Annotated in this window: 17 protein-coding genes and 1 pseudogene; 13 read left to right on the top strand and 5 right to left on the bottom strand. The window is 51.0% G+C overall.

Annotated features, from left to right (window positions below):
* Positions 1-311: 311 nt before the first annotated feature.
* Genes BTM36_RS19460 through BTM36_RS19445 form a run of 3 tightly spaced genes read left to right on the top strand, consistent with a single transcriptional unit; the run spans position 312 to position 4,533 of the window.
* Positions 312-1,856, top strand: a complete 1,545-nt coding sequence (locus tag BTM36_RS19460) for a VPA1262 family N-terminal domain-containing protein (protein WP_077237588.1) — start codon at positions 312-314, stop codon at positions 1,854-1,856.
* Positions 1,853-2,548 carry a hypothetical protein gene (locus BTM36_RS27950; protein WP_139347205.1) on the top strand — a complete coding sequence of 232 codons (696 nt, stop codon included), beginning with the start codon at positions 1,853-1,855 and terminating at the stop codon, positions 2,546-2,548. The genes BTM36_RS19460 and BTM36_RS27950 overlap by 4 nt, the downstream gene beginning before the upstream one ends.
* Positions 2,545-4,533: a hypothetical protein gene (locus BTM36_RS19445; protein ID WP_139347204.1), complete on the top strand. Its 1,989-nt coding sequence runs from the start codon at positions 2,545-2,547 to the stop codon at positions 4,531-4,533. Before BTM36_RS27950 ends, BTM36_RS19445 begins: the two co-directional genes overlap by 4 nt.
* A 278-nt stretch (positions 4,534-4,811) precedes the next feature.
* Here BTM36_RS19445 and BTM36_RS27945 read toward each other — a convergent pair whose 3' ends face one another.
* Positions 4,812-5,027 carry a hypothetical protein gene (locus BTM36_RS27945; protein ID WP_139347203.1) on the bottom strand — a complete coding sequence of 72 codons (216 nt, stop codon included), beginning with the start codon at positions 5,025-5,027 and terminating at the stop codon, positions 4,812-4,814.
* Between the two features lie 2,005 nt (positions 5,028-7,032).
* Here BTM36_RS27945 and BTM36_RS27940 point away from each other — a divergent pair.
* The 5 genes from BTM36_RS27940 (at position 7,033) to BTM36_RS19415 (ending at position 11,098) form a co-directional block, all read left to right on the top strand.
* A complete protein-coding gene (locus tag BTM36_RS27940; RefSeq protein ID WP_217349598.1) occupies positions 7,033-7,860 on the top strand; it encodes a hypothetical protein in 828 nt (275 codons plus the stop codon).
* A gap of 63 nt (positions 7,861-7,923) precedes the next feature.
* A complete protein-coding gene (locus tag BTM36_RS19430) occupies positions 7,924-9,336 on the top strand; it encodes a toll/interleukin-1 receptor domain-containing protein (RefSeq protein ID WP_077237582.1) in 1,413 nt (470 codons plus the stop codon).
* Positions 9,333-10,046: a hypothetical protein gene (locus tag BTM36_RS19425; RefSeq protein WP_077237581.1), complete on the top strand. Its 714-nt coding sequence runs from the start codon at positions 9,333-9,335 to the stop codon at positions 10,044-10,046. The genes BTM36_RS19430 and BTM36_RS19425 overlap by 4 nt, the downstream gene beginning before the upstream one ends.
* Entirely contained in the window at positions 10,043-10,624 is a 582-nt protein-coding gene (locus tag BTM36_RS19420; protein ID WP_077237580.1) for a 7-cyano-7-deazaguanine synthase, read from the top strand. The genes BTM36_RS19425 and BTM36_RS19420 overlap by 4 nt, the downstream gene beginning before the upstream one ends.
* A 9-nt stretch (positions 10,625-10,633) precedes the next feature.
* A complete protein-coding gene (locus BTM36_RS19415) occupies positions 10,634-11,098 on the top strand; it encodes a TIR domain-containing protein (RefSeq protein ID WP_077237579.1) in 465 nt (154 codons plus the stop codon).
* A 3-nt stretch (positions 11,099-11,101) separates the two neighbouring features.
* On the opposite strand, the gene BTM36_RS19410 is transcribed toward BTM36_RS19415, so the two are convergent.
* Both BTM36_RS19410 and BTM36_RS19405 read right to left on the bottom strand, forming a co-directional pair.
* Entirely contained in the window at positions 11,102-12,328 is a 1,227-nt protein-coding gene (locus tag BTM36_RS19410) for a TRAFs-binding domain-containing protein (protein ID WP_077237578.1), read from the bottom strand.
* Positions 12,329-12,419: 91 nt separating this feature from the next.
* Positions 12,420-14,729 carry a DUF4062 domain-containing protein gene (locus BTM36_RS19405; protein WP_168189804.1) on the bottom strand — a complete coding sequence of 770 codons (2,310 nt, stop codon included), beginning with the start codon at positions 14,727-14,729 and terminating at the stop codon, positions 12,420-12,422.
* Between the two features lie 602 nt (positions 14,730-15,331).
* On the opposite strand from BTM36_RS19405, the gene BTM36_RS19400 reads away from it, so the two are divergent.
* A complete protein-coding gene (locus tag BTM36_RS19400) occupies positions 15,332-16,885 on the top strand; it encodes an ATP-dependent endonuclease (RefSeq protein WP_077237576.1) in 1,554 nt (517 codons plus the stop codon).
* A gap of 2 nt (positions 16,886-16,887) precedes the next feature.
* Complete coding sequence (locus BTM36_RS27935) at positions 16,888-17,745, top strand: HNH endonuclease (protein WP_217349597.1); 858 nt, start codon at positions 16,888-16,890, stop codon at positions 17,743-17,745.
* Positions 17,746-18,325: 580 nt separating this feature from the next.
* On the opposite strand, the pseudogene BTM36_RS29775 reads toward BTM36_RS27935, so the two are convergent.
* A pseudogene (locus BTM36_RS29775) lies at positions 18,326-18,598 on the bottom strand (hypothetical protein); the annotation flags it as partial.
* 32 nt (positions 18,599-18,630) lie between these two features.
* Positions 18,631-20,352, bottom strand: a complete 1,722-nt coding sequence (locus tag BTM36_RS28770; RefSeq protein ID WP_217349596.1) for a DUF4236 domain-containing protein — start codon at positions 20,350-20,352, stop codon at positions 18,631-18,633.
* A gap of 23 nt (positions 20,353-20,375) precedes the next feature.
* Between BTM36_RS28770 and BTM36_RS27925 the strand changes: the two genes are divergently transcribed.
* From BTM36_RS27925 to BTM36_RS19380, 3 genes are all read left to right on the top strand, one after another.
* Positions 20,376-20,834 carry a hypothetical protein gene (locus BTM36_RS27925; RefSeq protein WP_139347200.1) on the top strand — a complete coding sequence of 153 codons (459 nt, stop codon included), beginning with the start codon at positions 20,376-20,378 and terminating at the stop codon, positions 20,832-20,834.
* A 693-nt stretch (positions 20,835-21,527) separates the two neighbouring features.
* A complete protein-coding gene (locus BTM36_RS19385) occupies positions 21,528-21,746 on the top strand; it encodes an AlpA family transcriptional regulator (protein WP_077237573.1) in 219 nt (72 codons plus the stop codon).
* An 83-nt stretch (positions 21,747-21,829) separates the two neighbouring features.
* Entirely contained in the window at positions 21,830-23,362 is a 1,533-nt protein-coding gene (locus tag BTM36_RS19380; protein ID WP_077237572.1) for a YfjI family protein, read from the top strand.
* Positions 23,363-23,797: the final 435 nt, after the last annotated feature.

The following is a 23,797-nucleotide window of genomic DNA, read 5'->3' as shown; positions in this document are numbered from 1 at the left end:
GGCGCAAGTGCTTCAGCTATTCTTTCGCAAGAATTGTTGCCATACATTTCAGCTTATCCATGCGTAAGGCTAAGTGATGATGCCCATGATGGCGCAACGGTGAGAAAACCCATCTAGTACCATTAAAAATAGTCTTTGTCTTGAAGAACCCTTCCAGGGCCGAATCTATGCGTCATCAACGCACCAGTATTGGTTAGGAGTGATTGGTTCATGGGCCCGGTTGACAGCGAATGTGTTGCCGTCTATGCGTCGCTCGCTCTTAGTGGTTTTGCACTTTATACTGGATCGTAAACTCGGGGGAAATAATAAAGATGCAAGTCACGTCGATTGTCGAGAGCGACTATCAGCATGCGGTAGTCCAGGTCATCTGCCTGCTATACGAGGAGAAGTACCATCTGGTTTTTGCATCGGCCGAACTATGGCCAACCGAACTTCCCCCACCTGCTCACGAACAAGGGCTCACGGAGCCTGCGAAACGCCTCGGAGGTAAGGGGCGCATCTTTTATTCACGATATGTATTGAGCGCACAGGAGGCGCTGGCCTGGTACGAGCGTTGCAGGCAAGGAAAATTCGAGCTTCTGGAGGCCCAGGCAAGCTATCCAACCGCGCACGAGCCGTACCTTGAGGAGCCTTCGTGGCCGCAACTAGTGGTTGGGACAAAATTCCCTGTCTCAGGTGACGTGCCGTCCTCGGTACGTGCACATCACCTCTATCCCGAACGGGTGCCTCCTTTGATTCAAAGGTTGTTCGAACTACATCCGGAGCTTCGTGACTGGGCTTCAGACCGTATTCTCACGAGCTTTGAACGTTACCCCGAGTTGGCTGGCTCAGTTCACTTGCTTGCACCGAATCCAGTGTTTCGCAGTCTCCACGTGCGACTGCACGTCGCTGAAGACGGTAGTGAAAATACTGCTATTGAGATCACTCCCAGGGCGGGCATGACTTCCGAAGGACTACAGGTTACGGTCATAGAGCATCGTCCGACAGGCATTAGTGCCTATACGACCATAGCCTTCACAGCAACTCCTTACGTGCTTGTTAAGCATGTTGGTGCTGTCGAGGAGGTCGAGTTGTACATTAACTGCCCTCGCCGCGGCCTTTTGGAGTGGCAAGCTCCTTCCAGCTACATACGGCAGGCAACTATAGGGCTAAGCATCGTAAGTGCGCGTAAGAGAGTTCAAGTTCCACAGCCTTCTGGCGCGCACCCTGAAGAGTACGAGGTTCCGCTTTCTGAGGTGGCATCGACGAGCACACATCGTGAATCAGGCGGCCCTACGGTATTGCCTGCCGTATTGCGGAAACGAGAGTTCGAGAGAAAACGTTTAGACGAGGCAGAAAGATTAGGGCAGAAGTGGTTTCACCGCTCAAGAACCGAGGCCACTGAGTTTGTTCGCGCTCTCGTCGGGATAGCGCGCGAGCGAGTTTGGATTGTGGATCCCTACTTCGCGACTCCCGAGCTGTTTAGCTTTGCGCTTGCCACTAGCCATGCCGCTGCGAAGGTCGTGATCCTTACCGGCGCGAGCACCGCCATGCAAGCGCCCGATTCCATCGACGGCACCTTAGAGGCGGGTGAGCTGCTGCTACGCACACTCTCACGAACAGAGATGGCTCATATCGAAGTCAAGGTGATGACCGGCGACATGCCTACGGTGCACGACCGCTTTCTTGTCATCGACGACGCTGTCTGGTTCACGGGAAATTCACTCAATAGCCTAGGCGAGCGAGCAGGGATGATGATTAGCGCTCCCGCTCCCGATGTGGTGATCGCGAAACTTCAGGACATTCTGAATGATCCTGTGCGAACCAAGACGCTTGCCGATTGGGTCGCAGCTCGGAAGGCGAATAAAACAACATGAGCGGCGGAAACAAGAGTAGAGCTCGAGTCAAAGAGCTTCCAGCGGACGATTATGAGACCGTTCTTGCTCCCGTAATTGACTGGCGTCCACTTCAAAACTTCAGTGGCACGGCACAACCTGCTTTGCTGTGGGCAACGGTACCCCATGCCGAGCAGCTTTTAGAGGCAGACAGTCCACGCATTCCTGGCTTTGAAGCCATCGGAGCTCGGCACGCTGAAAATCGCAAGCGCAAGGAACGTGGGCTGCTCTTGGGCAGTAAGGTGTTCTGGGACGCTTTTCGCCGTTCTCGTCTTGTCATCCTCTTCGACCGCCACTCGGACCGTAAGCTCCTGCATCGGTTGCGTGATGAACTTGAGCCTGGTCGTGCGCGCAGTCTCCAAACACTTATAGTGCTGGCAGGCAAGGACGACAAGGCCTACTGTGCGCCCCTTGCCAAAAATATTCAGGAAGTACTTCTGAAGGGAAGTCCTCTGAAGTTTCACTACATCGAGGGTATGGAGTCATCCAAGTCCCCGTTTCCGCATGACCGGTTTGCCGTCACCGATGGCGAATTCTGGCACTTCGGGGGCTCGGTGGGCAGTGTCGAGCAGTGTCTTACAGGGTTCAGTCGGGGCTGGAAAGCCAAGGACTTGGGCGTCAAAGAGTTCATTGAAGCGACTCTAGCGGTCGCGGAGCAGTGGAGCAACATATGATTGATAAGCGACTTCTCCAGCTTCATAGCTGGATTTCCACGGAGGAGGAGCAGGTGAGCAGTGGGCGACTGGGGGCTGGTGCCTCCTGGGCCGCTCCAGCGAGAGCTGCCCTTACTGACTACTTCAAAAATCTGCTCGCACAGCTACCGAAAATTCCTCTGGAGGATGGCATATTGGCCTATGTCCAGCAATTTTCGCCGACGTTGGTAATTTCATCTCCCGCTGGTTCCGTCAATCCATGGCCAGCCGTAATCATGGACGAGATTGAGGCTTCTCTACTCAATCCACGTGACCACGACCATCCTATTGGCGATTGGCTTATCGCTGGCGCTCTCTTCGATTCGTTGGTGTCGCGCGGGCAGCCGTCCGACGATGGCGGAAACGTGGCTCGGCTGTTATCGGAAAATAGCACGCGAGTGCGGGCGTTTGCTGAGATTGTAGGAGCGTCCAGCAAAACTGAACGTGGAGTTGTCGTCGCTGCCATGCGCTCATTTATTCAAGAAGAGTGCTCTCGCCCTGAAAGCCATCTTCTACCAGGTCGTCATTGTGCGATTGGACCTGCACTCGATGCGTGGGCAGCCGAGGAAGACCTCGGTGCAGTTTGGGACACACGAGTATGGGTAGGACTCGATATGCTGTCCGAGCGTCTTGGAATGCTTACACCGTTGGCTGCGGTGAAGCCGGACGAATTTCTACCTTTGATTGAAGAGATCACTCCGTTTCCTTTGCAAGAGAGCTGCTTCTCCTGGCGTTCGATTACATTTGACCTCGACAAGGTCTTGGGAATGCTTGAGCGAGCACCGACGGTCATTGATGAGCAGAATGGGCTTTGGAATCGGAAGGTGTGCGCGCCCTTGCTGTTGCAAGCTGCCTTTGGCGTTATTGGCGAGCTCTCTACCCATAGGCAACGCGACGGAGCCCCACTCGCAGAGAGCGATGAACTGGTCGGCATCGCTCAAACGATTATTAAAAAGGCGCTCCAGCGTTCTGATGGTGTGCAGCTTGTGTCCCGATGGATGCGGTATCAAGTGCATGCAGCGACTTCTCGCATTTCAGACCCGACGTTTGAAGCGGTATTTAGCGCATCCTTGGTAGCGTTCGCTGAGTCAAAAGTTACTGCTGCCGACATATACCCATTGTTGTCTCAGGAATACCCAAAAGGTGGACCTTTCCCCGTTCAAGTTGCCGACGACGAAGCGCACTCTGCGTATGAGCAACTGATGCTTGCGACCATGCTCACGCAAGAGCGAGAAAGTTATCAAGAGGCATCCTTGCGTCCTTCCTTCGTAGCACTCCTGCGAAATGCAAGAACTCCGTTCTCGGTGCGCTATAACGAGAAGATACCTTCTTGGCGCCACCGTGTCTTCGCCAACGTCTACATAGCCGGCGCGGAAGCCGCGAAGTCCTGGCGCGAGGACTTCGAGTTCTTCGCTCCTGAACGGCGGGCTGCACTGCATTACTTATACTCCAACGACTCCTCTTTGATGGCGCCCAGTCTTTTTCTTGCTGGTGTGGGTCTGAGCCTGATTGACCTTTGTCTTGAAGCCGATGATACGTCGTCGCTTCCTTGCCAAGGCTTAGTCGTTTGGAGAGCGGTGTTCGAAGCAACCCAGATGCTATTTACTCACTGGAGTTTGTCTGACGAGACATGGCGTAACGTGGCCGCATCGCTATTCGCCCGCTACCCAGGTTGTTTGCGAGCACTCAACCCGTCTGACTCATCTGAGGAACTGCCTGTTCAATGGCTTTCTCAACTCGGCCGTGATGAAGGATTGGTAGCAAATGCTTTAGCGAATTTGCTCCATAACGGAATGGATGCGAGCACAATTTGTGGTTCTGTGCCAGCGCTGGAGGAAATGAGGCGTCGGATGCAGAGCTACCTCGAATGGGAGAGCGGCGCCGGCAGTCGCGCGCTCAACCGAGGGGTGAGGACTTATTTGGCCAAGAATTTTGTTGGCAGAACTGCTCAGATTGGGGAAAAGTAGGATGCGCGAGAGTGAAGGCAAAGTACGGGGTCATGGATGCCTAGCGCCACGCTGGGCTGAGAAAATGCGCCCAATGCTCTGTTGGATAGTGGCATGGACGTCTCCCCACAGCTTTTCATTGTGCACGCCACACGGTTGATAGGGTTTTCCCTCTCTCGTAGCGATCTCAGCACGACTTAGATTGCTTGTAATATTCAGTAGACGGTCCTACTACGGTTTCTGAATGGATCGCTGCAACTGTGGATCGCCAATTACTTCATGAATAATTGGAGGGGTATCTATCGCGCGACGGCTTTACGCAACGCCATCACAATGCCTACGATCTTCTCCAAAACCTCTTCTTGACTGTGTAAGCCAAAGTCTTCCTTTAATTGCGCTAAATTGTCTCGGGTCGTAGCGCTGACACGAGCGTTGATCCGGCCAGCTGGCTCTGAAATAAATCCAGAAACGTTCGGTTGTTTCGGCTTATTTTTCGATCCTTTGGGTCTTCCCATTTTTGTCTCCATGTCGGCAGAGCGCCGATCACCAATGCTATCGATTCTTAAAGCCACTCTTTGTTCAACGTGGAACGTGCATTGTATTATGACCTGAGACGACCTTTGTGGCCAGTAAGGAAGTGAATCCTTTCTCTTCAGAACCAATTTTTACGCGCAGTTTTGCCGTCTACGAGCCGCCCTAAAAAACGATGCAGGCTGTCCCCGTTCGTGCTGAAGAAATCCAGAAGCCGTCGAGAAAAAGTCACGCAATGATTGCGCATAACAATCGTCATTCGAAACTCGAAGGAGCGACGTGCCGATCGGTATTGCTTCGAAACATTGGAGCATGCCCGATACATCATTGGCGACTGGATTGGCTTATATATCCGTCGGCGGTCGCACTAGGCGAGTGGAATGAAGTCGACGTCTGAGGCGAACAGGTTTCGTTGGGCCATTACACACCTCTCTCCAGTAACTGCTGATGCCGACAAGCTAGTTGACATTTCGCGCACTTCTCAATTTTGCAACATGCTATTCTTGACCTTGGCCAAGTTCGGGCGGGCAGGTTTAGCATACCGCGAGAAAAGCCATCTGTTGCTATGAATGGAAGAGACGAAGTTGGATGAATTGAGATTGGCAATCCGTGGGTTCGGGCCAGGCTTGTCGAGGGGGCATAAACTCGGCTTGTAACCAATCATCGGTGAGAATCTCGAATATTCCCAACGAAGCTTCTCCGAACCCGTGTTGTGTTAGTTGCGTCTCCCTTCACCCTCTTCAGTGTTTTCGCTTTGGCGTAGTTGGAATTAACTTTATTGGAGACTATATGGATGATGCAGATAAATTTAATCACGCGCTAACGGCCGTGTTGTATGCCTTAAAGGCGGCAGGAAGTAATTTGGACGATATTTTGCTTTCGGCTAAGCAAGGCATGATCCACAATGCGATAAGACCTTTACCCCAAGACCAGGAGATTGTTGCTGAGGCTATAGCCCAGGTAATTCGGGAAATTGATCCGTCGCGTCGACCTACTTTCTTGCGTCGGCAAGAAGACATTCCGCCGGCACGGAGGCGGCCTGGGCCAGCCCTAGGAGGCGATAATATGCTGTGCCCTGACTGTAACGGCAGAGGGATAAACCATCATGGAGAAGATTGCGAGTTGTGCCAAGGGACAGGTGCAACCACACGTTATGAGTGAAGAGCAATCAAATGTATTCCTGCATTATCGGTGCCGAATTACCTAAACTGGGCGTTTCCATACGGGCAGTGAATAGGCGGAATCCGCGATGAGCATTGTCCGCGCTGGTGTGGGTTAGCACAGGAAAATCTTTAAGGTGCAGGGGAAGGGAAGGCCATCTGTCGTGCGCGCATCACACTACATGGCATCCCGCTGAAATGCAGGGATTCCAATGCGCAACGACAAAAAGACATCTGCGCAATTGCCAAAACGCGTACTCCTCATGATTCGCAAAAATTTAAGGGCACTGCTGAATGCTGTATGACTGCCTCATCAACTCTTGCTTAAACCGCATGGTATTGCGACGCCTCATCGGAAGTCGAAGATGATCGATCCGATATAGTAGCCAGTGCCTGCATGATAGTCGCCTGTCTAACGGACACCATCACTGACTGGGAGGAATTAGAATAGTCCGTGGTGAGCTAAGCAATTTTTTATTGTGCGTATTATCCAAAAGAGGAATTTGTGGATATCGTCGGCGGAGTCTATTCGGAGTCATGCGAAGTCCCCTTTTGGAACGCCGAATTAGGATCGGGTGGAAGAGCTGCGGCTGCCATCAGCAAATTATCGCCTCATAGCACGCTCCATACTTATGCGAAAAACTTCTCTAGTAGGGGCCTCACACAGTTAAAGGAGATGGGCATCGCCTTGGATCTCCATAGGTCGGATGCCGAAATTGCTTTTGCCTATTTCCATCCGTTGTCGAGGCCTCACATTGAGCCTCGTCGATCTGAAATATCTCGCAATAGATCGATTCAAGTATCAGCGCGCACAGTCCTCCGATTCGGCATGCTCGAAGGAGATGCTATCGTCGATGCTGAATATGCTGTATATGACCCGCAAACTCTCTATTTTCCTGAACCATACCGTGACAACGGCTCCAAGGCGAGGCAACTAGCAATATTACTGAACCGAGCCGAGCTGCGTGCAATTACTCGAAAATCTAATATCGGGCACGGGGCTAGAGAAGTTCAACGCACTCAAGGCGCGCAAGTTGTCGTCGTGAAGGACGGCCCCTATGGAGCATGGGTTGTCGAGGGGAAAATGCCGCCTCACTTTATCCCTGCCTATTACTCATCCAAGGTATTCAAAATCGGGTCAGGTGATGTGTTCAGTGCGATATTTTCGTTCTATTGGGGTGAAGAAAACCGATGTGCTCTTGAGGCTGCAGACCTCGCATCGCGCACGGTCTCGCAATACAGTACAAAGCCTATGTTGCCTGTGGACTCGTCCTTAGAGGGATGCACGCCAGTATTTCCTCGAACCACCAAGCATATTTTTTTAAATGGATATGCCAACACACTCGGTCGACGTTATAGCTTAGAAGAGGCAAGACATCGCTTAGAGGAGTTAGGGGCGGTTGTTAGCTGTCCTGTTTTAGATAGGCACAATCACGACATCTCACTGCCAGGTGAAGTATCGGAACTGCTCATTGCCGATGGTTTTCCGGACGACGCGCTTCAAGACAGAATGACTGCGGTGCCAGGCCGTCAGAATGCTCTTATAATACTTGCTGAAGATAGAGCGCCCAGCCTGCAGGAGGCTGCCGATAATCGCCTCGTCATAACAGACGATTTTTCCTCTGCGATATATTTGGCGATTTGGGGGAAATGTTAATTTTAATTTGTATAAATAGATTCGCTGCTTGCATTATCCGCGACACGGGGAGTTCGATCGGAAATGTCAGATGTCTACATTATTTATTCGAAAAAAAATAGGCGCGTTGTCAAAAGAATCGTTGACCTTCTCGCTGAGCAATGGGAAGTCTGGTGGGATCGAAACATTACGGGTGATTTTGTTACCGCCATTGAAGAAGAACTTCCCAAAGCAAAATGTGCCGTTGTACTGTGGTCGAATCAGTCGCGCAATAGTCAAAATGTGCGCGAAGAAGTCACACTCGCAAACCAACTTGGTGTGAAAGTTGTTCATGTCCGTCTTGATGACTGCTCTTTGCCTTACGGATTCTTGAGTAACAACACAACGGAGATGAAAGATTGGGACGGAGAGCCTGATCACGACGATTTCCAAGAACTCCTCGAGCGTATTGAGCTGATCGTCCCGCCTGAAATCGTGCTGAATTCAAAGAGCGTCGGGCCAGATAGCACGCGTCTCGTTGCGCCGCTCCCTATCATTTTTTTATCCGTCTCCTCGCACGAAACGCAACTACTTCCTCTGGAAGCTGTTAAGGCACTTCGTGTATTTGCGGCACCGGCGATTTTGGTCTCTGCCTATGATTTGCTTGATCAGCGTTGTCCCAAGGGCATCGTTAAGCAACTTGAGCAATATCGTGAACAAAAAGGGGCGGTGCTACTGGATTCGGGAAATTATGAGTCCTCGCGCTTAGGCGACGTTTCTTGGACACCGGCATTATTTCATTCCACCCTTGCCAATATTCCTCACGACTTCGCGTTCTGCTTTGATGTGATGGAGCCTGCGGCCGATGCAAGGAAGGCAGTGAAGGAAGTGGTCTCGGCTGTGGAAAGGGATTCGGCCTTCACCGATCGCCCTGTTTTGCCTATCGTCCATGCCCGTTCTGTAAAAGGGAAGGGTCATGACACGCAGAGCTTTCCTGGTGTGATTTACGACGTCGCGAAGGCACTTGAACCTCAAGTGATTGCCATTCCGGAGAGGGAGCTAGGGCGAGGGCTGATTGCCCGTGCCAGAACCGTCTTGAACATCAGAAGGAAGCTCAATAGACTTCCGTTTTATCAACCTCTGCATATTCTTGGTACGGGTAATCCGTGGAGCCTTGCGCTGCTTCTGGCGGCAGGTGCTGATAGCTTCGATGGTTTGGAATGGTGTCGAATGGTGGTAGACCGCCAATCTGATCGGCTCCATCATTTCCAGCACTTCGATTTCTTCTCTTACCAGGCATTAGTTGCCGATTCACCTGTGACACTAGCGTCTCAATCAAGCGATGAGGTGGATTTTGCTGGAAAGGTGGCTTTCCACAATCTGGATTACTACAGGAGCTTCCAGCAGCGAATTGAGGATGCGGTATTAACTGGCGGTGTTGAAATGCTACTGACTGGTTTGTTCGGGCGCGACAATGCCTTGCAGATTCGACGGGAATTGCCTGAGCTCTTCTCATGATATTTGCATCGCCTCAACAATTAATTGATGCCGTCGCCACGTTATGTCCAGACATTGCGCAAAGGGTGGCGTCTCACTCGGAATCTTTTTCTGAAGAAAGGCTCTGGTGGGAATTATCTGTATGTGTACTGAGCAGCCAAGTTTCGTTCCAAGTAGCGATAGCCGCCGCCGACGCCATCAGTGAATCTGCGCTTTTGCACGATAAGGACGTCCCGTTGATCGGGCTCGCGGACAAATTGGAGAATGTGTTGTCGCATGTAGTACGCGTTAGGGGTAAACATAAAACGTATCGGTTTCCGAATGCCCGTGCCAAGCAATTGGCGGAGACGCGACGCGTAGTAATAGCGGCAACTGACGGTTCTTTAGGGGATCTGCTGGCAAGATTTGCTGATGCCCATTCGGCGCGTGAGTGGTTGGTTGAGCATGCCTGCGGGTTGGGACCTAAACAGGCAAGTATGTTCTTACGCAATGTTGGGGTAAGTTACGATTTGGCAATTCTTGATCGACACGTATTGAATTACATGGCGGAAATCGGTATTGCGAAGAACACCCGCGGGGTGATTTCGATGCTCAATCGATATTTAGTGTTCGAGGCAGCACTTTCCGATCACGCTAAAACCTTGGGGCATTCAGTAGGGATATTGGACTGGGCGATATGGATCGTGATGCGTCAGGCCCGCAAACCTAATTTGGAGTTCATATTCGAATGAGCATTGTGACTTTGGTATCTGGAGGTCTTGATTCCACCTTGGTGGCGTGCTTGGCACAGGAGGAGGGCGTTGACCAATTTCCCCTGTTTGTCAATTACGGCCAACGCGCGCTGACAAGGGAGTTGGCGTCTTGTCGCGAGGCTATGAAATATCTTGGTTTACGAGAGCCCCGGGTCGCCGAACTTTCTGGCTATGGTGGTCTGATTCGATCAGGCTTAACAGACAAGGGATTGCGAGTACTTGAGGATGCCTTTACCCCAGGTCGAAACATGCTTTTTCTTTTGACCGCGGCGGCTTATGCATACCAAGTCAACGCAGATGCAATCTCAATAGGTCTCTTGAACGAAGACGTTAGCATTTTCCCGGATCAAACTTCAGCATTTGTAACGAATGCTGAGCAGCTGTTGGTGGCCAGTATGGGACGCCCGCTGAAAGTACTTACGCCGCTAGCAGAATTTCATAAGAACGATGTGGTGGCACTGGCGCAGCTCAAGGGTATTCGCGGGACCTATTCTTGCCACAAAGGCGATGAAACGCCATGCGGCGCCTGTATCGCCTGCAATGAGTTCAAGTTTTAGGAGGGGAAAATGGGTGGAGGTAGTAACGGTCGATGGAGCACACTCGGGGATATCAGTGCTCTAGAGAAAAAAGCCAAAGAAACGCTTCAAAGCGGAAAGCGTAATGTTTTTATTAGCTTTGCGACGGAAGACATTAATGAGGTTAATTTGCTGCGCGCTCAAGCAAAGAACGAGAAGAGCGATATTGAATTTAACGACCATTCGGTACGTGAACCATATAACAGCGAGCGGGCCGAATACATTAAACAAAAAATTGCCGAGCGCATTGCACGCACTTCGGTATGTGTCGTGTATTTGTCCGACAATACCGCGCAAAGTGATTGGGTACGCTGGGAAGTTGATAAGAGCGTGGAGTTAGGGAAAAAGGTGATAGCCGTCCACGCTAAGGATGGCTATCATGGCCCACGTCCGGAATGGATCACCCGGCACAATATTAAAATTGTGCCGTGGGCAGGGTTATCATCTGAGCTGTGAGACTCATGCAGTAGCCGCCGCGAGGGCTGCGGCTTTTCCATCGCGGTATGTTTTCATCTCCCACTCTGCTGGCTGTTCAGCCAGGAAAGCCAGTTCATTGGTCTCTGCATCGGCCGTTTGACCGAGCGCGTAGAGGCAGTTAGCGAACGTAGCATAGATCCACTTTCTGTCAGAACGATCGTTAAATGTCTGCGACGTGGAGATTTCACGGAGAATCTTGATGATCTCTAGCCGGGTTTTCTTCGCGAGCATCTGATCAAAAGACCTTTCATGGTCATCGGTTTGCAAATTGGCCCGATGGCTGTAGCAGGTCGCCAGATTTTCGCCGGTATAGTAGTCGCGCCGCAGGATAAATCCACGAGAATATAAACCAATTGCGAGCTCGAGCTGAGACCTATCTCCCGTTTGCATCCAGAGCCTTTTGTGAATTGCGCCTGAAATGCCGAGTGTTTCAGGATCATTGGATTGCTCCGGTTCCAGAACCTTTAAAATATCTAGTCCCTTAAGCAGGGCCTCTAACGGTGATGGTTGTTCAGACTTGTACGTTGACAGTGCGTACTGCTGAATGATAAATGGTTCATCCGGCTTCATCGCAGCCGCCGCTCCAAATGCTCTTGCTGCATCAGCATGCCGACTTTCCCTAAGGGCTTGCTCGCCAATGCGTATGTATGCACTGAGCTTTTCTTCTTTCGCTTCTGCTTCATCGAGCAGCTTGGCAAATTCAGTATTATCCAATCGCGGATGCTGAAGCTTAGGGAGATATGTATAGACAGGGCTATCGATTGATGACTCTCCCATTACTCGCTGGATAAGTTGAGTGAGTTGATGGCGAGCTCGAGTAGCCTCTCTCACCCCAATGTCTTCGCCCAGATGCTTGTACTGGAAGGTGTTAATGTGGTTCAGATCGAAGTGCAGTTTCCCCGTCTCTTCTTTCATAATAATTGTTGAGAAAGGGCGCAAAGCGTGACGTACGCCTAGCTCGTAGATCGCATTGACATTGCCGGTCGAAATATCAGCAATCACCAGGTCTGCGCGCAAGAGCATTTCATACATGGGGGTGTCGATAATTCCTGAGTGCATCACGTCATCAGCTCGCACGCACCGTAGGCCCAAATTTGAAACGGTTGGCTCGATAATTGCTGCGTAGGTTGCGTCGAGATCCAGAGTTCGTCCTGATTCATAGTCAGTTTTCTTTCCAAAGCCCATCACAACAAAACATACCTTTTGCATTGTAGTCGCCACAGTCGTACCCCTTTCATTGTTATCGTTGGCACTAGTGCTTTATCGATAGAACGCCGAAGCGTCGGCGCTTTCTTTTTTCTTACATAGGAAAATAGGCTTTGCGTTGATCTAAATGCATTATGTTTTCATAGCGGCGGACCACGCGATATAACGCCAGCGAGTTAGATGCATTCTTGGGTGGTTCATTTTCGAAAGTCACATTCAGGCCGATGGTCTTGCCGTAGCGTTCCACAGAGTCTCTTGCGACGACTACCCAGTCTCCGGTCTTCGCTGCACGCAGCCCAGGAAAAGGCATCGAAACAGACGTCATCGATAGTGCCTTTTCGTACTCGTCGATGGCCCGATTGAGATCATTTTCTGCTGCCACGAGCAGTCTTTGAATGCCTGCGATCAAGGATTCCAAGTTTGCGATGACCGACGACGCCCCTTCAATTTCATTATTCAGATTCGTCTGGCGATCCTCTAATTTTGATAGCAATTTCGACCTCGATACCGCTGCATAGAGAAGGTAGATCGCTCCTCCAACTTCGGCAAAGCGGATTACATCGTGAGTATGCGAAAGCCATGCGTACATCCCTAGCCCAACCGCCGCTGCAATATGGCCAATACGTATGGCGCGACCTCTTTTCTGGTGCCTCTGAACTGTATTTTTGACTGTTTCGAGTTCGGTGAGCTGCTTTCGTCGCGCATCCAATTGAGCTTCTAGCTCCTGTCGTCCCGGTTGGCTCGGCGCGGGGATCCAGATCAATACGGATTCACGACCTTTTAAGGATTGTCTCTTCTTGGGAACTGCTACGATGTGCATGTCAATCGGCGCCACCAGGGTTTGCTCTTGGTGAGAACCAGAAACGGCGTATGACAGCAAAGTTTGTCCTCGACGGACACTCTGCCCCTCTTCCACGTTCAACTTGGCGATCTCAATCGAGCGACTCGCGCTCAACGCGACCCACGCTGCATCCCAGGTATAAGTTGTGGTTAAGGGCGAGCTCTGATTTAATCTGTTTGCCTCGAGCAATTTATCGGCCTGGATTTGAATACGACGCAGCAGTTTGATCATGGCGAACCGCCCTGAGTAAACGAGTCGAGACAGGCTCCCATTTGTCAGCGGTGAAGTTTCAATGGTACTGGTGCCAAGCGCTTTGGCCACGCCACTATCGGCTTGGATAATGCTGTTGTTAATGGCGAGGATTCGCTGATGCCACTTTCCGAAGTGCTCTTGCAATTCCTTTTTTTGATGTGAGAAGGCTGGATCGATGAGAATATCGTCAACGCTAGACGGATAGCATCGAAACGCGTTGTCCAACGCGGCTAGAACGTCCTTGATAGAGGAGAATGGTGCAAGTTGTCTCGCTAGTTCAAGGTGTGCTTGGCTAAACCAACTCGCATCGATGACTGCCATGTTGGCGTATGCCACACCGCGCGTCTGGTCAAATTGACCGGCGGCGCGCGCCGCAAGAATGGAGGCTACCGAGGCACGAAGGTCTTGATTAGACTTGCGATAGATGCGTGCAGATCTATCAGCGATGATCATGGCTTCTCGAGTGGCTTTAAGACGCCGCTTGGAGAGGAGCACTCTGGCAAGCCACTCGTTACCGACAGGGTCGAGAGGGCGAATCGAGACGGCATTGCGCAGATGCTGTTCTGCGATACCTGTCTCGTTTATGTAAAGCGCTGTGCGAGCCTCGCGCAACTGTTCCGCGGCCTCAATTGCTCTTGGCTGATAGATGGCCTCAATACCCCCATCAAGGGAAGACGCATCAAGTAGAAGTTCCAAATTGGGTGAATTCTCTGATCGGAACGAGTTGATCCTCTCAATCTCGGTATCCGAGATGCCTGCAGGATCGAGCAATCCTGTGTTATCTAGGTCAATTTCTTGGTTGAGGTCTCGAAATTGAATTTCATGGATAGTGTGGATAATGCAGTTGCAGATGGTCTCGGCTAATGCCAGCCATCCCTCGCCGCTTTGTGGCCGCGCATAAGTGGCAACGGTTTGATCTTCCATTACCTCCCGTTGGAACGCCGCCAAGCGCTCATCCTGCACGAGGTGATTCTGATCGTCTAATTCGTCCCGAATAATGAACGGCAGAATACGCGTATTGCTTTCGTCCGCCACGGCAGCACGATATTCTACGTGCGTATGGCTGATTCCATCAGTCTTGACGCTAGGTCCGTATGTGTCGCCCAGGAAGAGAACAAGAAGCTCCGAGCGGCGAACCATGTCGACACTAACTACCTCAGGGGGGGATATACTGGCCCCATTATTATCAAGATTTATCGCATGTAAGGGAGGGTAATTGCATGCATTGATTTTGTGTGCGAGCAAGGCTCTTAGCTCGCGAAATTCTTCGAATCTCGATGAAATGAAAACAGCAGTCTTGTTGACTGACAAAATATCCCCCCCAGAATGAGTGTCAAGCAACTGGACGGCATAGGGCCCCTGTCGATGCCGTCGCTTAACGTAAATAATTCTACTAGCTTATACCTTATGGCCTCAATAGTTGAGATCCTTGGAGGGCGGACGTGAGAAGAATTCAGAGCTTTCGGTAAGTAGGAGGGACGATGCTCGATACGGCATCGGCCTCCAGCCATATGTTCTTGCGTCGATGAACGGACACCTATTTATCGATACTGTCGAGCAAATTGAGATGCCGTCTAGTCTTGGGGCGCGTGAAGCCGGAGAGCGCAGAATGGAGCAGAAGAATCGCACCGCTTGCACGGTGTCAGCTCCATAGTAGGATGGTGCAGGATCGGTGCGCAAGATAGGCGCCATAGGTGGACGGGGGCTGAGTGGCGCACAACTTTAAGATGACTAAAAATATATCCCGAATTCGGGAAAGGTTCTGGCGACCGCGCATCCAGAATGTCTGAAATGTGATTGAAGAATGTCGTAAATTGAAGGGATGGGGCTATTGTTTTAGATTGTTCGAGCATTTATGCTCCAACCGGGGAAAGTGGTGGGTATAGATCTTTATTCTTCAATTTATATAAAAAATGGCAGTCACTATTCAGAAAGTAATCTACGGCTTTACCGCACGTAGAACGGCTCCAGGTATTATGGTTTATCTCACCACAAATACTTGGGATGATTTCGGATTCAAGACTCTCTTTTCTTTGAGCGTCGAGAACGAGGAGGGACAACTCTTTCGAATCGGCGATCTAAAAATTGGTTACGTGGGACAGCCTGAAGATAGTGCAACTCGAAACGCGATTAACGACGGCATCGCAGAATTGCCGCCTGGTTTCTTCTCGTTAGGACAAGATCCCGACTACTACAAAAGACTGAGTGAACTGCCCGAGAGCCTCCGCGTTGTTCTACTAATGTCGCTGAAGGATGCTGTACACGATCCGAGTTTGCTTGGAACTGCGCAACAGCAGAAAGTCTTTGGTACTTCTTTATTGCGGAGCTTGACCTTAAACACAGTGCAGCAGCAATTTGCTCGTGTGCTAAGAGGAGGTGCCTTATTAACCCCTTTCCATTTCTCCTATAGCCTCGCGCAAACGGACGAGATTGCTGGAATTGAATTGGAGTTCAACGTACGGCCTAGTTCTAAGCCGCCGACCAATATCCATGTGCTCATTGGCCGCAACGGAATCGGTAAGACCACTTTGTTGAACAATATGATTTCGTGTCTTGTAGATGAAAATGCCGATCATGAAAAGGTGGGAAATTTTTATGATCTAAAGCAAGACGGAGCTGCGATTAACAATGGCTATTTCTCGAATGTCATTTCTACTTCATTCAGCGCCTTCGACCCATTTACTCCTCCTGCTGATCGAGTCGATCTCAGTGATTCGATTCGATATACCTATATCGGCTTAAAAGAGCTGCTGGATTCTGGCAATGCCCGACACAAGGATATTCGCGATCTGACCGAGGAATTCTCGCGTAGTTTTTCTGCATGTATGGGGCTCGAGAAAAAGCGCGAACGCTGGGTTGAAGCAATAAAGTGCCTGGCATCGGATCCAAATTTTGCGGAGATGCAGCTAGACTCTCTGCCCTTGGTAACAGACCCGTCTGAGCGCGAAGGAATTGCCCGTCACTTCTTTGCGAGAAAAATGAGCTCGGGCCACGCGGTTGTCCTGCTGATTCTGACGAAGCTTGTTGAACGTACTGAAGAAAAAACTTTGTTGCTCATGGATGAGCCGGAAAGCCACCTGCATCCTCCGTTACTTTCGGCGTTTATTCGGGCGCTTTCCCTTTTACTAAATGATCGAAACGCGGTAGCCATTATTGCGACGCATTCGCCCGTGATTTTGCAAGAGGTAACCAAGAGCTGTGTTTGGAAGTTGCGAAGAACCAGGCTAGAGCTGCGCGCAGATCGGCCAGATGAGGAGACTTTTGGGGAGAATGTGGGAATCTTGACCAGAGATGTTTTTGGACTTGAGGTCACCAAATCAGGGTTTCACGGTTTGCTGGATAAAGAAGTGCAGGCTGGAAAGACTTACGATCAGATAGTCTCTGAGTTTGCCGGGCAAATTGGCTTTGAGGGTAAGGCAGTCTTAAGGGCGCTCCTGCGTAACCGCGATGGCATGGGGCTCTCATGAGGATGATGACTAATCCCGCTCAGGGAGCGGCCTCGGTCTATGTCACTTGTGTCAATTCGGTTGGAGACGTTGATCTTAGAAACAATCTAAGCAGTGTATTGCCGCAGATTAATGCCGGCTATACGGATTTCGATGCTAAGGCGATTGCAGGCGAACTTTATCAAATTCCGCCAGATGAACGTGCACCGACGGCCACTTTCCTCAACGTCGCCTCGAAACAGGACTTCAAGAATTTGTACACGCAGCAGATGGCTACGTTGGGGAAGCCGGCTAGAACCGACTATGACCGTCTGATCGCCTCGGCACCCAAAGGGAAATGTCCATTATGCGGTTACGGGCAGGCCAAGACGCTAGATCACTATTTGCCAAAGTCGAAATATCCCCAGTTCTCGGTATATCCCCCCAATTTGGTGCCCGCTTGTACGGATTGTAATTTCGGAAAGCGAAGCTCTATTGCAAGAACGAAGGATCAACAGGGTATTCACCCTTACTTCGATTCTCATCTAATGGGCGACCAATGGTTATTTGCTGAGGTCGTCCCTGGGTCGCCGGCTACCTTGCGATATTTTGTTGAGCCACCCTCAAATTGGGATCCATCTGATAAGGCTCGTGTGAGATCACATTTTGATTCGTTGAAATTGAGTGCGCGATTGGCCGTGGAGGCAGCTGACGAACTTTCCAATGTACGCGATACAATCCGCCGGCATTCTGCGGGTGGTGGTGCTGCACAAATTAGAGCGGATCTCTTGGCAGGGGCGGAAGATAGATATGCCATTCAAAAAAATTCATGGCAGACGGCTCTTTATCAAGCTTTGGCTGTAAGTGTCTGGTATTGCAACGGAGGTTATGAGGAAGTGTAGAAGTGGCTTGGCCGGTGTACTAGTTTGGTCAAGACAGGTAACTAAATGCATTAGAGATACCAGGACCTGCCTTACCTCAATTTCATTCAGTAGGTAACTACGCTGGAACCGGCCACCAGAGTCTGCTATCGATGAGCCTCAAGCTAATCGCTCGGGTGATTTTCCATCCTAAATTGCCCCCATGTTTAAATCTCACTTCTGCCTATTGGCTTGAAATACTTAGTCAACATTTCCTTCAGGAAGTCCTGTGTGTGCGGGGAATTGCGAAAAGCTATTCGGTAGTAGCTATTCCTGTAGCCTGCTGAAGGCGGTACGCTGGTGTCCCAGCGCTGGTGAGGCGATCTATTCATCCAGCGGTGAGTGCGTCGTCAGTCCTTTATAGAATAACGCTCCTCTCTGTCCTTGAACGCCTTCTTCCCGCCTTCCAGAAGGGTACAGATGGCTTGCCTGATTCCCGGAGCACTTTCCTTGCTGGCGTGCTCAATGGAGCCGCTATGGTACCGAATACTAGGGTAGGCTTGAGTTGTAGGCCGATCCGCCACTGCCACAATAATTTGCTCTGCATCGGTAGCAACGACCAGATTCGGGTTAGCCCCTCGAACGTGGGATCAGCCTTGATCCAGCAGTATCGGTCTTGGTCCGGAGCAAAGAGGTCATCAAGGGAATGCGCATCGGAACCATGAATGCATGGTTTCAACGAGCCATATTGCCGGACGATCTCGGATTCTGGGGTTCCTTCCTTCTGGCCAAGATAATGCTCGCGGTCTTTTGGGTTACCTGAAAACACAAAGTCAGCGGATCGGAGCAGCTTATCTCGGGTGGCGGAAAAACCGTTAATGGGAAGCCCGCTTACGGGCGCGTGGTTGTTAGAGGAAAAGTGATCGCTCATTGAAACTCTTTTAAAGCAATCTTCTCGTCCACATACCATCGGATGAGGCACTCTCGATCGCGACAGGCAGTTTCACGGTAGTTCCAGGCCTGCCGAGCATGTGCCTTTAAGGCCGTTTGATCATTGGCCGCAAACTTGGCTTTGGCGAATTCATCGGCCAGTTCCCGGTCATACTGTGCAAGTTCGGGATCCTGGCATATCAGCTTCTCCGCATAAGAACGCGCTTTGTTGCAGTCGAAGCTGGTCTTCTGCACGGGCGGTGCCTCTGCGGCCTTCGGTTGATCTTTGCTGACGCTCATGCCATTTGAGGCTAGCCACGCGACGATCGGGGAACCTTCTAAAGAGGCGTTTGGCCATCCAAATCCCTTTGCGATGGCCTTGTTCGCTGTGTAATCGGTTGTTTCCTTGTAGACGATTGTTCCTTTTCCAGTGGTTTCATCAATCGAAAACGCGGCGATGTCCGAACCACAGAAATGCGCTTTACACCCCTCGGCAAAATAGTGACCGTTCTTGCGCTGAATTCCATCTTTATCGCTGACATAAAGACGTTCAGCGATTTTCTTCCAGTCGCTTGCTGACACTCCATAGAAGGCAGCTTTGAAGCGTGCGTCGTTGATGACGTCGGCTGGGTGTTTGCTCTGTAGCCAACTGTAGTCTGGAATCCTCTTGCTATTCTCGTTGTTCTTCGCGCCCTGATTACTATTGGTTCGCTTATCGGTGGTATTTGGCGCTGAAATATTCTGAGCTTTGGCAGGGCTATCGACGCTCGATGCGACTTCTGTCTTTCCTGCCTCGTTGGACCGAACCAAAGCGGACAAGACTAATAGGGCGACAATAAAGCCAAGGGTCCATGCTTTCGCTTGCGTGGGGTCTGCGGGCACAGCAAACGCGGGTCTAGGGGTGACTTCGGTGAGGACCCTCAGAGAAAATTGACGGTCTGCCTCGTCAATTTCTGCTTTAGATTGGGATTTTTGTCTGGAGAAGGTCCGGATTTTGAAGAAAGCGTAGAGGAGGGTCCCAGCGACGAGGGCGCCACCAAGCGACAGATTGCCGGAACTCATGATCAGCCATCCGACGACGCAGATGACGAACGGCCAGAGGAGGGCAGGTCGAGTCGGCCATTGAGCGATAGCTGTGCTTAAAGTATTCGCTGCAGCATCCAGACCTTCATGGTCTCCGGCGTGCTCGCTACATTGTTTTTCGACGTCATACAGAGCACGCATCGCCTTTTCTTTTTCGGCGAGCGAAATAGTGCCGATATCGACGGCGAGGCGAATGGCGCGAGAGGTAACCTCAAGGTCGCCGGCGATGCCGTTCAAGAACTCTTGATGATCATCTAGCGTGGCAGCTTCAGCGACATCTTCGTGAGCAACGTAGATGCCGTGGGAGAGAAAATACCGTCGGAGGGTATCGATGAGGCGGTTCTGGAGCAGCTCTACAAAATCCTTTGTGGCTTGTTCTCGCTTGGACAGGCGAGCGGCACTGTTCGAGTCTATCGATGTGGCTCCTGTGAGGCGCGGATCCAGACGTCCAGATGATCTTCTGCTATTCAAATTTTGAGTGTAGCGAATTCCGGTACCTGGGATGCTTGCGGTGACACGTCCGCGCGTGTTGTAGGTGAATCCCTTTGTACCAAGCGAGGCACTTACACCTTTCTTACTCAAATTGATGCGCACCCCTGGAGCAATTTTTATGCTCTTTCTGAAACCCCATCCCATACCCATCCCCTAAATGTTTGGTCTTGTTCGATTTGATCGTCCAGCTTGGACAAGGAGAATTACGTCTTGCAGTTTATCAACTTGCCTGTGCCATTCGCGCGGTGCACATATCTAACCAATATTATCCCGATATTGTTCGTTGGCGTCAGCGCTGGCTAAAGTCGAAATTTAAATCAAATTTCCTTGCAGGAAGCGTTGAGCTTCTTACGAGGCGGGCCACGACTCGAAACATGCTTGGTATGTTCCGGTCACGTCCCGTTTTACTACGACCGACCAGCCACAGCCGTCCTCTCTTTGGCTGTTTTCCGGCACTTCTCAATTTCCTTTTGTTCGGGTTCATGGCGCTTGTGCTGCTGTCCCTTGCTGCGACATGTATGACCCAGGCTCAGCTGATGGGGATCGTTACTGACGAAGGCAAAATCCCAGCCGATCCAGACTATGGGGCCGAACGTGTGCACCTTGTTCTTAGGATTCGGCTTTGATTGGCCGATTTTCCTGCAACTGCTCGGAGCGGGTTTCCCATTGGCGTGCGGGATCGTGGCCACGGTCGAGATCGTCTTTGCGGTGCTGGTACCGATCCAATTTCGACGAGAAAACATTCTAAATGATGCAATACCCTTCGCCTTTCGGTCAGATCCGTGGCGGGAAACCTGCGTCAGATATAAATTTAGGTGGGGACGATGCGGGAATGCCAGCCCATATTGAATTTCTGGGTAAAAGGACTACGAGCCGGCGTCTGGACGCTATCACAACCTTTGCTCGACACCGTTTGCGGCGCGCCCATCCTCTTTGCCAGGCGATTGGTTTCGGGGCGGATGCAGGAGTTATTCCTTGTATGCGCCAACGGTGTAGCCAACGTCTAGCATATGTCTGGCTGGTGGCGATCCCCTATCGCCCTTAGGCCCGTTCATCGATTTGAGCGAGCTGCTGATGGGGAGCTTTGAATGGAAAGGCTACGCGGGACGGGCCATCGGTCTCGACTTCCCCTTATTGTCTTTTGGAAACTCATGAAGCTCCAGCTGAGTCATGGGTGCTTGGCCGTGCGGCCGAAATTTTCCGGAAAAGTTGCGCGGTCGCGCGGTGTTTTTTGGTCCCAATTTGGTTCTAGCCCATGCAGAAAGGCGTGGCTATAGTTTGCACCACACCAACTGATCAATCCAGCCGAAAGGAGCGAAATGTCAACACACGAAATTGTTGCCTTTGATCAATTGCCTAACGCCGCCTATGTTGGCGTCAATACTGTAGCCATGCTGTTTGGCTGCAAGCCGGTGACAGTATGGCTGCGAGTTCGAAAGAATAAACTGCCTCGCCCAAAGAAATTTGGTGCACACACTCGCTGGAATGTCGGCGAACTTCGCAAAGCATTGGAGGTGCCGGCGCAATCTATTTGCTGATAACCGGAGAGCTTGCGTCCGCAAAATGCGGAAAAGGAGGTGATCAAGTCAGCGTGCGTGCAACATTTATCGATAGGTGAAGTATGACATTTTTAAACGAAAGTCGTAAAAAATATCCTTGGCGAAAGGAGCCAATTCCCCCTTATTTTGCTTTGGACACGAGAAAACTCTCTACCAAGGTGCAATCTGCCCTCTCGGGCATACAGAAGAATTCATTGACCCCAATTGAGATCGCCTATCCCGCGTTTGCTACGTCGGTCGGTCTTGCAGTGCAACCCTATGTAAGCATGAGTCCTCGTCCAGGTTACTCATTTCATATAAGTCAATACTACTTCCTGGTTGCGGAATCGGGAGATGGAAAGTCTCCGGCTGTGAAAAGTGCGTTGGCTCCGCACATCGCGCACGATAAACAACTTCGGGAACTCTATAAACAAGAGGAAGTGCGGTTTCTCGCACAGGAGCAAATTCACAAGGAGAAGGTAAAAAGGCTGAAGGCGAAAATTCGAAAGAATCAAAATGATGCCAGCCTGGCTCAGGGGTTGGAAGAGGAATTCCTTGAGCTCAATGCGGCTAAGCCGGTGCCACCGCGGGATCGCAGCCTCATTATGAATAACGTTACTCCGGAGGCCTTGTTACATGCGCTCAAGGAGCCTAATAGTTCAGTCGCGTTACTCTCAGATGAGGCGGGAAACTTGCTTAACAGTCGCCTGTTTTCAAATTTCGCGGCCCTTAATTCCTTGTGGAGTGCAGGTTTGCCGCAAGTTGTAGATCGTAAGACAAGCGAGAGCTATTCGATCGGGCAGGCGAAGGTGGCCCTGTTTGTCAGCGTTCAATATGGGCCATTCAAGAACTATTGTGATCATGCCGGAACTCTTGCCCGGGATAGTGGATTGTTTGCCCGATGTTGGATGAGTTCCGCGCACGTGCATCACCGACAGCCGCTGGTGCTTTTTGAAAATCAAGATGACGGAAAACTTGAGCTAGAAGCATTTCACACAAGGGTAAATCAGCTTCGGGAAAGGGGGGCGGTTCCAGGGCATAAAAGAGACCTGGCATTTTCTGCCAGCGCAAGGAAATTGTGGATTGAGCGCTTTAATGCGTTTCAACTTCTCATTCAGCCTGGCGAGAAATACTTCGAGATCCGCGATTTCATCAAGAAGCATATGGAGAACGTGTCGCGCCATGCAGCGATGCTTCACGTGTTTGAATACGACCACACAGATGAGGTGTCCGTAGATACTCTTGAACAAGCTCTTGTTGTTGGAGAGTGGTATATCCAGCACTTTATCGAGCTCATGGTGCCCAAACCTGGTCCTCCCCAAGAACTGCTTGATGGTGAAGTGTTGATCGAGTGGCTATATGAGTATTGTCATACTGAAGGGAACGACCGTATCAGCAAAAGTAAGCTGGAGGGTTTCGGACCATCAGCCCTTCGCCGACGCTCTCGTTTAAATCCGGCGTTGATATTTTTAGAGGCCCACGGAATGATACGGTTTGAGGATAATTTTCATATCGGTGCCCGCAATCCGACCCGTTATATCGTTGTTACTTCGAGTGAGCAACATCAATCCAGGCGTTTTGCCTCCGCCTTGAGAAATATGGGGAAAAGCAGATAGAAAAACCGCCCGAGATTGTATCGGGCGGTTTTCCATTTTCATATGTAAGAGAGAGCGTTCTGGCGATGTGCGGGGTGGCGGGATGTGGCGATTGTCGTCTCGGTTCTGCCTGGCGCGCTTCATTTCTGGCCTGGTGGAGTACATCTCAAGCTGAATTCATGCATCAATTCTCGCGTCAAAAGTAGGTCTTTCATGAATTTGAGGCGAGGAGAGATAGGGGGTTTTCTGTCCTCCGGCGCGTTTGGCAACGTGAACGCGTTGCCAGTCCCCGCGACTAGCTGGCGTCTGCGCTAGCAAAGATGCTGAGCCGGATCGCAGCCCGGCGACGGCGCTATCGCGGCTGATCTGGGGTGTGTTTGCACCACGATGCGTGGATACGCTATCTGTCGTCAAGCGCGCAACCAAGTCAGGGAAGCCAAGCGCACTATTTGGCGT

It is taken from the genome of Herbaspirillum sp. VT-16-41 (genome assembly GCF_001994935.1).
GTDB classification, from domain to species: Bacteria; Pseudomonadota; Gammaproteobacteria; order Burkholderiales; family Burkholderiaceae_D; genus Herbaspirillum; species Herbaspirillum frisingense.
This window is presented reverse-complemented; position numbering and strand designations above follow the sequence as displayed.

Excerpts from the sequence above, each read along its gene's own strand:
- BTM36_RS19460 (WP_077237588.1), top strand. The coding sequence starts at position 312 with ATGCAAGTCACGTCGATTGTCGAGAGCGACTATCAGCATGCGGTAGTC.
- BTM36_RS27950 (WP_139347205.1), top strand. The coding sequence starts at position 1,853 with ATGAGCGGCGGAAACAAGAGTAGAGCTCGAGTCAAAGAGCTTCCAGCG.
- BTM36_RS19445 (WP_139347204.1), top strand. The coding sequence starts at position 2,545 with ATGATTGATAAGCGACTTCTCCAGCTTCATAGCTGGATTTCCACGGAG.
- BTM36_RS27945 (WP_139347203.1), bottom strand. The coding sequence starts at position 5,027 with ATGGGAAGACCCAAAGGATCGAAAAATAAGCCGAAACAACCGAACGTT.
- BTM36_RS27940 (WP_217349598.1), top strand. The coding sequence starts at position 7,033 with ATGCTCGAAGGAGATGCTATCGTCGATGCTGAATATGCTGTATATGAC.
- BTM36_RS19430 (WP_077237582.1), top strand. The coding sequence starts at position 7,924 with ATGTCAGATGTCTACATTATTTATTCGAAAAAAAATAGGCGCGTTGTC.
- BTM36_RS19425 (WP_077237581.1), top strand. The coding sequence starts at position 9,333 with ATGATATTTGCATCGCCTCAACAATTAATTGATGCCGTCGCCACGTTA.
- BTM36_RS19420 (WP_077237580.1), top strand. The coding sequence starts at position 10,043 with ATGAGCATTGTGACTTTGGTATCTGGAGGTCTTGATTCCACCTTGGTG.
- BTM36_RS19415 (WP_077237579.1), top strand. The coding sequence starts at position 10,634 with ATGGGTGGAGGTAGTAACGGTCGATGGAGCACACTCGGGGATATCAGT.
- BTM36_RS19410 (WP_077237578.1), bottom strand. The coding sequence starts at position 12,328 with ATGCAAAAGGTATGTTTTGTTGTGATGGGCTTTGGAAAGAAAACTGAC.
- BTM36_RS19400 (WP_077237576.1), top strand. The coding sequence starts at position 15,332 with ATGGCAGTCACTATTCAGAAAGTAATCTACGGCTTTACCGCACGTAGA.
- BTM36_RS27935 (WP_217349597.1), top strand. The coding sequence starts at position 16,888 with ATGATGACTAATCCCGCTCAGGGAGCGGCCTCGGTCTATGTCACTTGT.
- BTM36_RS28770 (WP_217349596.1), bottom strand. The coding sequence starts at position 20,352 with ATGGGATGGGGTTTCAGAAAGAGCATAAAAATTGCTCCAGGGGTGCGC.
- BTM36_RS19385 (WP_077237573.1), top strand. The coding sequence starts at position 21,528 with ATGTCAACACACGAAATTGTTGCCTTTGATCAATTGCCTAACGCCGCC.
- BTM36_RS19380 (WP_077237572.1), top strand. The coding sequence starts at position 21,830 with ATGACATTTTTAAACGAAAGTCGTAAAAAATATCCTTGGCGAAAGGAG.